We start from the raw sequence: 9,459 nt of genomic DNA on the forward strand, positions 1-9,459 counted from the left end.
GGAGAACTCCCAGGACGTAGTGAACAAGGGGATCGCACGAGGTGCGGGGCACAGCGTGTCCGGAGTTGCTCCAGGGACGCTTGAGCACAGCTGGAAAACCGCGGGTGCCGCCCTTGGGCCCGCGTCGGACCCCCTGGTCCGGGCCGAATCGGAGGGACTCCACTCGCTTGCGAAGGGCCCTCCGGAGGCCGCCTAGGAGCGGGGGCGGATGGGCAGGTGGATCTCCAGGCGGGTGCCGCCCTCGGCGGGCCCACCGAGGGTCAGCCGCCCGCCCAGGTCCTCGAGGCGCTCGCGCATCGAGCGCAGGCCCCGCGCGGGGCGGCCGGGCGAAAGCGGCGCCTCGGCGTCGAAGCCCCGGCCGTCGTCCTCCACGCGGGCGTACACGTAGAGGCGGGTGAAGCGCAGGGAGACCGCCACCTCGGCCGCCCCGGAGTGCGTGAAGCTGTTGCGCAGGGCCTCGCGGATGCCGAGGAACAGCTCCCGCCGGCAGACGTCGGAGACGAGCGTCTCCTTGCCGGTGGCGGTGATCGCGAAGCGCACTCCGGCGGGCGCGGCGGTCTCGGCGAACTCGCGCAGCGCCGGGACCAGCGCGGGGACGGCGGTGGCGTGGTGGAGGCCGTCCACCGCGTGCTCGGTCAGCTTGATGGCCTCCCGCAGCGCCGCACGGGCGGCCTCGAGATCGGCGGGGTCGCCCGGCCCGCTGTCGTAGCGCTCCATGTGGTGCGCCACGAGGGACAACGTGGTGCCCAGCTCGTCGTGCAGGCCGCGGGCCAGGCGGCGGCCCGCGCGCCAGGAGGCGTCCGGGTCGGCGCCGCCGGGTTCGTAGGGCAGGGTCAGCGGGCCGGAGGCGCCGTGGGCGAGGGCGTGCCCGGGGGCCGGGCGGTCCTCGCGCGCGGCGTCGCCGCCCGCGCCGTGGTGCGTCGCGTAGGCGGTGGCCCGGTCGCGGGCGTACTGGGAGCGGCTGAGGCCGGCCTGCAGGGCCCGGGTGAATCCCTGGCCCACCATGGCCTCCAGGCGTGCCAGGCCGAGGGAGTTGGAGGTTTCGGGGCTGCTTGTGGTGACAGAAGAGGCACCCACCAGCGTCTCCTTGCACATGCGTGTGGTGGACGCCCTCGCCGGGCGGCGAAAGCGCTGTACCTGTCGCGCTAGCGGCCTTGGAAGCTAACAAACCGAGGAGGCGGTTTGTCAACGAGGTTCAAGTGTGATCGATCCGGCACCGCCGACTCGCCCGGTCCGTAAGGCGGTTATTCCGCGCCCCCGCCGGCCCGGGACGACGCGCCGCTCGCGGTGTGCACCGGAGTGGGCCGCACCCCGGCCTTCGGGCAGGCCAGTTGAGGCAGCATCAGCCGCCAGAATCCGGTCAGCGAGGTCTGGCCGGCCCACCTCCGGTCCCGGTGGCTGAGGACCGCGAGGCCCACGGTGACGCCGGTGACCGCCACGGCGGCGTCGCGCATCGGGACGCCGCCGGCCAGGGCCCCCTCGTCGCGCGCCGCGGCCAGCAGCGTACGCACACAGGAGTGCCAAAGCTCGCTCAGCGGAAGGCCGTTCGTGCGCGTGGTGTCGTAGCTGAGCCGGAAGCCGGCCCGCACCACCGAGTCCTCGCGCAGCACGGCGGCCAGCGAGTGCGAGGCGTCGACGAGTGCCTGCAGCGCCCCCGAAGGGCGTACCCTGGCCATCTCGCCGGCTCGGTGCAGCGCGGCCGAGGCCTCGGCCTCCACGGCGTCGGCGAGCGCCTCCTTGTTGTCGAAGTGGAAGTGCAGGGCGCCGCTGCTCACTCCGGCGCGGCGGCAGACGTCATTGAGGGTCGTGCGGGCGAAGCCGTGCTGCTCGAACGCGGCGGCGGCGCAACGGATCAGCTCGCGACGGGTGCGGGCAGCCCGATCCTGCATGGCCACTGACAGGCTCCGTTTCCGATCGGCCCGCACCGTTGCGGGCGTTCTCCGCGCCGGCGGGCGTCGGTCGGCGATATTAAACCGCCCAGATGGTTTTTATGCCAGGCCCTACGGAGGGGGAGCGGACCTTCGGGTATTGCCGGTCATATGGGCTCTACCTGCGGTAATAGCGCTGTGAACGCCATGTTTCAGGGGCCGTTGAAGATTCCGGAGGGAATGGTTCCAGAGCGTGACGAGCAACGCACTGACTGCTATTGCCAACCGCGTCGTCGGTTTGTAGCGTCCCCGATAGTGCAACTCGATCCCGGCATTGCGCATGTACAGGAGATCCTCATGGCACCGCCCGATCCATCTGGTTCCACCACCCGCCCCCTGGCCGCGAGCCGCGTGGGCTGACCCGTGCGTCCACTGGCCGTCCAGCGGCCCGGTTGGGTCGCCGTTCTGATCGTCGTCACGGTGCAGATCGTCTGCGTCGTCACCGCCGCCGCCCTCGACCCGCTCAACGGTCAAACGGGTTGGTGGACCGTCCTGTTCGCCATGCTGACCACCGCGGCGCTGTGCGTCGCCGTGCCGGCCGGGGCCTGTCTCCACTCCCCGGGCGTCGTCCCTCACCGCCGGTGGGCGCCGCTGGTGCCGCTCACCGTCCTGGGGATCTCCACTCTCGTCCTGCCGCTCGGCGGCCTCGTCTACGTCGCGCTCACCGCGGTGGCCTCGACCGCCGCCGTCTACGGTCTGCGCCGCTGTCTGGTGGCGCTGGAGGCGCAGCGGCGGCGTGCCGTCGCCGAGCGTCGGCACGCCATGGAGGAGCGCCGTCGCCTCCAGCGCGACCTGCACGACCTGCTCGGCTACAGCCTCACCGCCGTCGCCGTGCAGGCGGAGCTGCTCGACAGCCGGCTCGCCGCGGGACTCGTCCCGGAGCGGCTGGAGGTCGCGGAGCTGGTCTCGCTGTCGCGCAAGGCGCTCGCCGAGGTGCGTGCCGTCTCGGCGGGCCCGCGGAACATGTCGCTCAGCGGCGAACTCGCCTCCGTCTCCACGGTCCTGGGCGCGGCGGGCGTGGTGACCGAGGTGGAGGGCAAGGCCCCCGCGGTCGCCGATGCCCGCCTGGCCACGACCCTGGCGGCGGTCCTGCGCGAGGGCGCCACCAACATCCTGCGGCACAGCGAGGCGCGGCTCTGCCGGATCACGCTGCGCGAGGAGGCCGGCGTGGTCGTCCTGGCGATGGCCAACGACGGCTACGACCCGGCGGGCGACGGCGAGCCGGGCACCGGGCTCGACAGCCTCACCGCGCGGATCGCGGCCGTGGGTGGCACGCTCACCTGGTCGCACGACGGCGAGTGGTTCCGCCTGCGCGCGGTCTGTCCCGCCGAGACCGTCACAGCCATCCCGACTGCTCGGCGATACGCACGGCGTCCAGCCGGTTCCGCGCGTGCAGCTTGGTGACGGCGGCGGTGAGGTAGTTGCGCACCGTTCCGGTGGACAAGTGCATGCGCTGGGCGATCTCCGCCGGTTCGGCGCCGCTCGAGGCGTGGCGCAGTACGTCCGACTCCCGTGTGGTCAGCGGGCTGGTGTCGATGTCCCAGGAGGCCACCGCCAGTTCGCGGTCGATGACCCGGCCGCCCTGCGCTATCCGGCGGATCGCCGCCGCCAGCTCCTGCGGCTTCGCGTCCTTCAGGAGGTATCCGCTGACGCGGGCGGCCAGGGCGCGCTGGAGCGTGCCCGGCCGGCCCAGCGCGGTGAGGACCAGCGTGCGGCACTCCGGAAGTCGTTTGTGCAGGGCGGCGGCCGCGGTCAGGCCGTCCAGGCCCGGGAGGTCGATGTCGAGGACGGCCACGTCCGGCCGGACCTCCAGCGCCGTGGGCACGATGTGGTCGCCGCGCTCGACCTCCGCCACCACCTGCAGGCCGCTCTCGCGGGCCAGGAGAGCGACCAGAGCGCCGCGGATCATGTGCATGTCCTCGGCCAGCATCACCCGTATCACGTCTTGCTCCCCCCGTCCGGGGCAGTCGACGAAGCTCCCCGGAGCGGCCTGAATCATACACAGCCGGTATCGGGCATTTCATGTCATTTCTCTCACATCAGCACATCAACACGGCTGCGCGACCGTAGCGCGCGCACCCGTACACCCCCCTGGAAAGAGGCGTCGTGGAGTTCGGAATATTCAGCATCGGTGCCATGGCACCCCACCCGGTCACGGGCGAGGTGATGACCGAGCGCGAGAGACTGCGCGGGGTCGTCGAACTCGGCGTGCTCACCGAGCAGGTGGGCATGGACGTCTTCGCCGTCGGTGAGCACCACGACGGACCGTATGTCACAAGCTCACCCACCGTGATCCTCGGCCACCTCGCCGCGCGCACCACGCGCCTGCGGCTGAGCACCGCCGTCACCGTCCTGACCACCCTGGACCCGGTCCGGGTCGCCGAGGACTTCGCCACGCTTTCGCAACTCAGCGACGGCCGCGTGGACCTGATGATCGGCAAGGGCGTCTCCTGGCGCACGTTCCCCATGTTCGGGCGGGACCCGCAGGACCAGGACGCGCTGCTGGAGGAGAACCACCTGCTGCTGCGCAAGCTGTGGCGCGAGACCGACCTCGAATGGTCCGGCCGCTACCGCACTCCGTTGCGCAGGGTGACCATTCTGCCGCGCCCGTACGGCGAGCCCCCGGTCATGTGGCACGGCGCGGTGCGCAGCCCGGCGACCGCCGAGACCGCCGCCCGGTACGGCGAACCCCTCTTCCTCAACAACCTCTTCGGCCCGCTGGAGCACTTCGGCGCCCTCGCCGACCACTACCGCCGCGCCTGGGCCGCGCACGGCAGGAACCCCCAGGACGCCGTCCTCGGCGCCGGTGGACAGTTGCACATCGCGCGCCGCAGCCAGGACGCCGTCGCCGGCTTCCGCCCGTACCACTCCGCGCTCATCGCCTCGCGCGGCGGCTTCCCCACCCCCAACGGCCTCGAGCGCGAGATGGCCGGCACCACCCTGACCGTCGGCAGCCCCCAGCAGGTCGTGGAGGCCGTGCTGAGCTTCCGCGAGCGCTACGGCCACCAGCGGCAGCTGTTCGCGCTGGACATGCCCGGCATGCCCTACCCCGAAGTCGCCGAACAGATCGAGCTGTTCGGCGCCGAGGTGCTGCCCCACCTGCGCCAGGCGACCGGCCCCGCTCGAGGCGCCCTCAGCGGCGCCTCGAGCACCGGCGGCGAGGATGGCCTGTCCCCGCAGCTCACCGAAAGGGCCCTGTGACGATGCACCGCCTCGACGACGACTTCGACCCCGTCGGCGTGTGGCGCCTGGTCGCCTACTACGACGTCGACGAGGCCGGGCGCACCAGCGACGGCCCGCTGGGGTCCGCCCCCCAGGGCATGCTCATCTACACCGCCGACGGCCACCTCTCGGTGAGCATGATGCGGGCCCTGGACGGCGCGGGCGGCGGCACGGAGACCTTCATGGGCTACGCGGGCCGTTGGCACCTGGAGGGCGCCCGGATGGTGCACGAGGTGGCCGTCAGCGCCCACCCGCACATCGTCGGCACCGACATGGTCCGCGAGGTCGAACTCGACGGCGAGGACCTGCTGCTGGGCGGCACCGCGCAGATCGAGGGGCGGCCCCAGCGCCGCCTGCTGCGCTGGCGGCGGGCCGCCGCCTTCGAGAGGACGGGGGCGCCCGCGGCGACGTGAGCGCCCCGCGGCCGGACGGGGATCCCGGCCGCACCGCCACCCGCCGGACCGGCCCTCCAGGAGCCGGTCCGGCGGGTGCGGTTTTTCCCGCCCGGCCGGAGTTCTCCTCCCCCCGACGCAAAGCGGCGCCGGGGGCCCGTGGAGGTACGGGCCCCCGGCGCCGTTCGTGCGCGCCGTGCGGAGAGGTCTCCGGGCGGAGAGGTCAGAGACCGAACGTGTGCGAGGCGTACAGCGTGGCCGCCGGGTCGAAGGCCAGCAGCACGTGGGTGGAGATGGAGTTCACGTCGCGCCAGGCGCGCTGCAGCGGGCTGTCCGTGGCCTGCCCGGAGGTGCCGGCGGTCGAGAACAGGCGGTTGACCGCGCTGACGGTCATCTCGGCGGAGAGCGCGCAGTCGCGCAGGTTGCGGGCCGTCTCCCCGGCGGTGACGGCCGGGCCCTTGTCCGCGAGGCGGGAGGCGCGCTCGAGCAGCAGCTGGGCGCTGTCGATCTCGCCGGCGCTGCGGGACAGGGTGGCCTCGTAGGTGGTCCGCACGGGCCCGGGCATCCCGGGCCTGCCCGCGCCCCGGGCCAGGCGGGCGGTCGTCTCGGTGGTCCACCGGGCGAGCGCGCCCCGGGCGGCGCCCACGGCGGGCACGGCGAACGACAGGCCGTTGGCGGCCTGCAGCGGCACCGTGTGGCACGCGGCGTCCGACCCCAGCGGCGCACCGTCGAAGAGCCGGCGGCGGCTGTAGCTGTGCGTCTCGGGGACGAACACGTCGTCCGCGATCAGGGTGTTGCTGCCGGTGCCGCGCATGCCGGAGCTGGTCCAGGTGTCCTTGACGGCGTACGCGCCGCGCGGCAGCGCGAAGATCCGGGCCGGCGGCGGGCCGTCCTGCGGCTCCCCCTCGGCCCGGGGGACGACGGCGCACACCAGCGCCCAGTCGGAGTAGTCGATGCCGCTGATGTACGCCCAGGAGCCGCTGACCCGCCAGCCGCCGGGTGCCGGAGTGGCCTTGCCCAGCGGCGACAGGGTGCCCACCAGGAAGGTGTCGGGCCCCTCGCGCCACACGTCCGCGTGCGCCTCCGTGGGGAGGTAGGCGGCCATGCGGGACAGGCTCGCCGCGATCGACGCGCACCACGCGGTGGCCGTGTCGGCCTCGGCGACGGTGATCAGCGCCTGGGTGAGCTCCTCGAACGTGCCGTCCTCGCCGCCCTGGGCGGTCGGCGTGAAGTGCCGTGCGAAGCCCGTCCGGAGCATGTGCTCGACCACGTCGGGCGTCAGCCGGCGCTGCTCCTCCGCGTCCTGGGCGCGATGCCGGGCCAGTTCGGCCAGTTCGACGGACCGGGACGTCAGCCCGGTCCCTTCCGGAGCCTGTGTGCGCATCCTCGCCCTCCTAGTGCCGGCGTTCGGGAGGGCCGATCCTGCGCGACGCCGATGGAACGCCGCTCGGGGCGGGCTCGAGTCGCGGCGAGGGCCGGTCCGTTCCGCCCCCGTGGCGGAATGGACCGGCCCTCTCTTGACACAAAACCGCTGAGCTGGTTTCTTTCAGTGGTCGGTCTGGGAAGGGGTTGTTCCGGCGCCACCCCCGCTCAGGACGCCACGTCGGATCAGGACGTCACCCGCCCGTCAGCTCGTCGAGACGCTGAAGGAGGACACCTGAAGCTGAGCACCCTGGCCCCACAGGCGGTTGCCGGCCAGGCTCTGGTCGTCGAAGAAGGACTGCGCGGTGGGCGCGCCGACTGACGGCTTGTAGTAGGAGTTGGCCGTCGAGTCCAGCTTGACCAGGCCCTTGCCGTCCGCTCCCGACCCGTCGAGCAGCGTGAACGTCCCCAGCGCGCACTGCATCTGGCGCGGGGCGACGACCTCGTCGTTGCCGCCGTGGTCGATCAGCAGGTACTTGCGGTCGAGGGCGCGGGTGCCGATCTTGTTGACGGTCAGCATGGTGACCCCGTTGACCTTCCAGCGGGCGCGGGTGCGCTGCTGGTCGAGGGTGATGCTGTACGACACCTGCTGGCCCTTGGTGATGGTGGTCACCGGCACGGCGTAGCTGAACGAGGCGTAGGTGCTCCCCGGGGAGCGCAGGCGCTCGTAGAACGCGTACACCGTGTTGTTGGTGACGAAGAAGTCGAAGACCATGTTGGTCTCCTGGTCGAAGGAGACCAGCGCGCCGGACGCGAGGCGGGGGTCGGTCTGGGCGTTGGAGACCGCGGCGCCGAACGGGTGCTTGTCGGTGTTGGTGGTCGTCACCCCCATCCGGGTGTTGCACGACTGCTGGCCGAAGTCGGGCGTGTCCCAGCCGGGGAAGCCCTTCGTCGAGTAGTGCCGCGGTGAGGCCAGGTACTTCAGGTGATCGGCGTCGCCCTGGCCGCCGGCCGACTGCTGGCCGGTGGTGTACGCGAAGGCGGGGTTGCCGGCGGAGTCCTTGCCGCTCGGGACGACCTTCAGGCCCGCCGAGGATGTGCTGGTGATGCCGTCACCGCTGGTCAGTCCGCCCACCGGCATCTGGAACCACTTGTTCGTGGTGTCGAAGCCGGACTGGAAGTTGTCACTGAAGACGGCGCGCGAGCCCTCCTCACCGTCCTCGGCGGCGTTGGCCGTGGCCGGAACGAAAGCGACGAACAGCGCCGTCGCCAGGGCGGTACCGCTCAACCGTGCCCTCAGACCCATGTGCATTCCCTCCGTAGGTTGTTCGTTGGCGGCCATCGTGAGGGGCTCCCCATGAACATCACTTGAGCGCGGCATCCGGTGTGCCTCGAGCCGGGACCGAAAGGCTTCGGCCAGAACCGAAGCGATCCCCCGAGGAGAAGAAGATGTCGCCGAAGCTCACCGAAGTGGCGGAGAACGTCCACGCCTACGTCCAGCCCGACGGCGGCTGGTGCGTGAACAACGCGGGTGTCGTGGTGGCGGACGGCGAGGCGCTGCTGATCGACACCGCTGCCACCGAGGCCCGCGCCCACGCCCTGCGCGACGCCGTCAAGGGTGTGAATCCGGCCGCGCCCAGGATGCTTGTCAACACCCACTCGCACGGCGACCACACCTTCGGCAACTTCGTCTTCCCCGAGGCCGTCGTCATCGGCCACCGCCGCACCCGCGACGAGGTGCTGCAGATCGGTCTGCACCTGACGACGCTGTGGCCCGACGTGTGCTGGGGCGATGTCGAACTGACCCCGCCGCAGGTGACCTTCGACGACCGGCTGACCCTCCACGCCGGCTCCGTGCGGGTGGAGCTGATGCACCTGGGTCCGGCCCACACCACCAACGACACGGTGGTGTGGCTGCCCGAGCAGCGGGTGCTGTTCACCGGCGACCTGGTGATGTCCGGCGCCACGCCGTTCTGCCCGATGGGCTCGGTGTCCGGGTCGCTCGCGGCGGTGGACGCCCTGCGCGCGCTCGGCGCCGAGGTCGTGGTCTCCGGGCACGGGCCGGTGGCCGGCCCGGAGCTGCTCGACAGCACGGAGGGCTACTTCCGCATGCTCCAGCGCCTCGCCAGGGAGGGCGTCGCGGCGGGCCTGACCCCGGTGGAGGTGGCGCGCGAGACCGACCTGGGCGAGTACAAGGGCCTGCTGGACTCCGAGCGGATCGTGCCCAACCTGCACCGCGCCTACCTCGAGGAGAAGGGCGTCGCCCCGGGCTCGCCGGTCGACATGCCCGCGGTCTTCGCCGAGATGGTCGAGTTCAACGGCGGGCTTCCGGCCTGCCACGCCTGACCCGGACGCCGGGAGCTCTCCCGGACATCTCCCGCGCGTCTCCCGGAGGGGGGACTTCCAGGCAGTTTCCAGCATGCCTCGAGCCGTGCACCACAGCCTCGGACGGCATCACTGCCCTGCGGACCAGCCGTCTTCCGGGGCGGTCTCCTCGTGACCGTCCCGGCGGACCTCAGTGTGAAGGACGAGAAGTGAGCCTGCGCAAGGTGTTG

Annotated in this window: 9 protein-coding genes; 4 read left to right on the forward strand and 5 right to left on the reverse strand. The window is 72.2% G+C overall.

The genetic code is table 11. The features are described from left to right. Positions 1-192: 192 nt before the first annotated feature. Complete coding sequence (locus AB4K12_RS31100) at positions 193-1,077, reverse strand: sensor histidine kinase (protein WP_368438135.1); 885 nt, start codon at positions 1,075-1,077, stop codon at positions 193-195. Positions 1,078-1,244: 167 nt separating this feature from the next. Then, complete coding sequence (locus tag AB4K12_RS31105; protein ID WP_368438147.1) at positions 1,245-1,889, reverse strand: ScbR family autoregulator-binding transcription factor; 645 nt, start codon at positions 1,887-1,889, stop codon at positions 1,245-1,247. A gap of 402 nt (positions 1,890-2,291) precedes the next feature. Here AB4K12_RS31105 and AB4K12_RS31110 point away from each other — a divergent pair, with 402 nt between their 5' ends. Further along, positions 2,292-3,332, forward strand: a complete 1,041-nt coding sequence (locus tag AB4K12_RS31110; RefSeq protein ID WP_368438137.1) for a sensor histidine kinase — start codon at positions 2,292-2,294, stop codon at positions 3,330-3,332. On the opposite strand, the gene AB4K12_RS31115 is transcribed toward AB4K12_RS31110, so the two are convergent. Further along, complete coding sequence (locus AB4K12_RS31115) at positions 3,265-3,870, reverse strand: DNA-binding response regulator (protein WP_368438139.1); 606 nt, start codon at positions 3,868-3,870, stop codon at positions 3,265-3,267. The two genes, AB4K12_RS31110 and AB4K12_RS31115, sit on opposite strands and share 68 nt — an antisense overlap. Positions 3,871-4,064: 194 nt before the next feature. Between AB4K12_RS31115 and AB4K12_RS31120 the strand changes: the two genes are divergently transcribed. Both AB4K12_RS31120 and AB4K12_RS31125 read left to right on the forward strand, forming a co-directional pair. Beyond that, positions 4,065-5,129, forward strand: a complete 1,065-nt coding sequence (locus tag AB4K12_RS31120) for an LLM class flavin-dependent oxidoreductase (RefSeq protein ID WP_368438141.1) — start codon at positions 4,065-4,067, stop codon at positions 5,127-5,129. A 2-nt stretch (positions 5,130-5,131) separates the two neighbouring features. After that, entirely contained in the window at positions 5,132-5,563 is a 432-nt protein-coding gene (locus AB4K12_RS31125; protein WP_368438149.1) for a lipocalin-like domain-containing protein, read from the forward strand. A 202-nt stretch (positions 5,564-5,765) separates the two neighbouring features. Here AB4K12_RS31125 and AB4K12_RS31130 read toward each other — a convergent pair whose 3' ends face one another. Beyond that, positions 5,766-6,926 carry an acyl-CoA dehydrogenase family protein gene (locus AB4K12_RS31130; RefSeq protein ID WP_368438142.1) on the reverse strand — a complete coding sequence of 387 codons (1,161 nt, stop codon included), beginning with the start codon at positions 6,924-6,926 and terminating at the stop codon, positions 5,766-5,768. Between the two features lie 243 nt (positions 6,927-7,169). Continuing rightward, on the reverse strand, positions 7,170-8,210 hold the full coding sequence (locus tag AB4K12_RS31135; RefSeq protein WP_368438144.1) for a DUF6081 family protein: 1,041 nt from the start codon (positions 8,208-8,210) through the stop codon (positions 7,170-7,172). Between the two features lie 143 nt (positions 8,211-8,353). Between AB4K12_RS31135 and AB4K12_RS31140 the strand changes: the two genes are divergently transcribed. Next, positions 8,354-9,250 (forward strand): MBL fold metallo-hydrolase, encoded by an 897-nt coding sequence (locus AB4K12_RS31140; protein WP_368438146.1) that lies wholly within the window; start codon positions 8,354-8,356, stop codon positions 9,248-9,250. Positions 9,251-9,459 lie beyond the last annotated feature (209 nt).

The sequence above is a fragment of the Streptomyces sp. C36 genome (genome assembly GCF_040932295.1).
GTDB lineage: Bacteria > Actinomycetota > Actinomycetes > Streptomycetales > Streptomycetaceae > Streptomyces > Streptomyces triculaminicus.

Coding starts and splice junctions, on each gene's coding strand:
- AB4K12_RS31105 (WP_368438147.1), bottom strand. CDS start 1,889: ATGCAGGATCGGGCTGCCCGCACCCGTCGCGAGCTGATCCGTTGCGCC.
- AB4K12_RS31120 (WP_368438141.1), top strand. CDS start 4,065: ATGGCACCCCACCCGGTCACGGGCGAGGTGATGACCGAGCGCGAGAGA.
- AB4K12_RS31125 (WP_368438149.1), top strand. CDS start 5,132: ATGCACCGCCTCGACGACGACTTCGACCCCGTCGGCGTGTGGCGCCTG.
- AB4K12_RS31130 (WP_368438142.1), bottom strand. CDS start 6,926: ATGCGCACACAGGCTCCGGAAGGGACCGGGCTGACGTCCCGGTCCGTC.
- AB4K12_RS31135 (WP_368438144.1), bottom strand. CDS start 8,210: ATGGGTCTGAGGGCACGGTTGAGCGGTACCGCCCTGGCGACGGCGCTG.
- AB4K12_RS31140 (WP_368438146.1), top strand. CDS start 8,354: ATGTCGCCGAAGCTCACCGAAGTGGCGGAGAACGTCCACGCCTACGTC.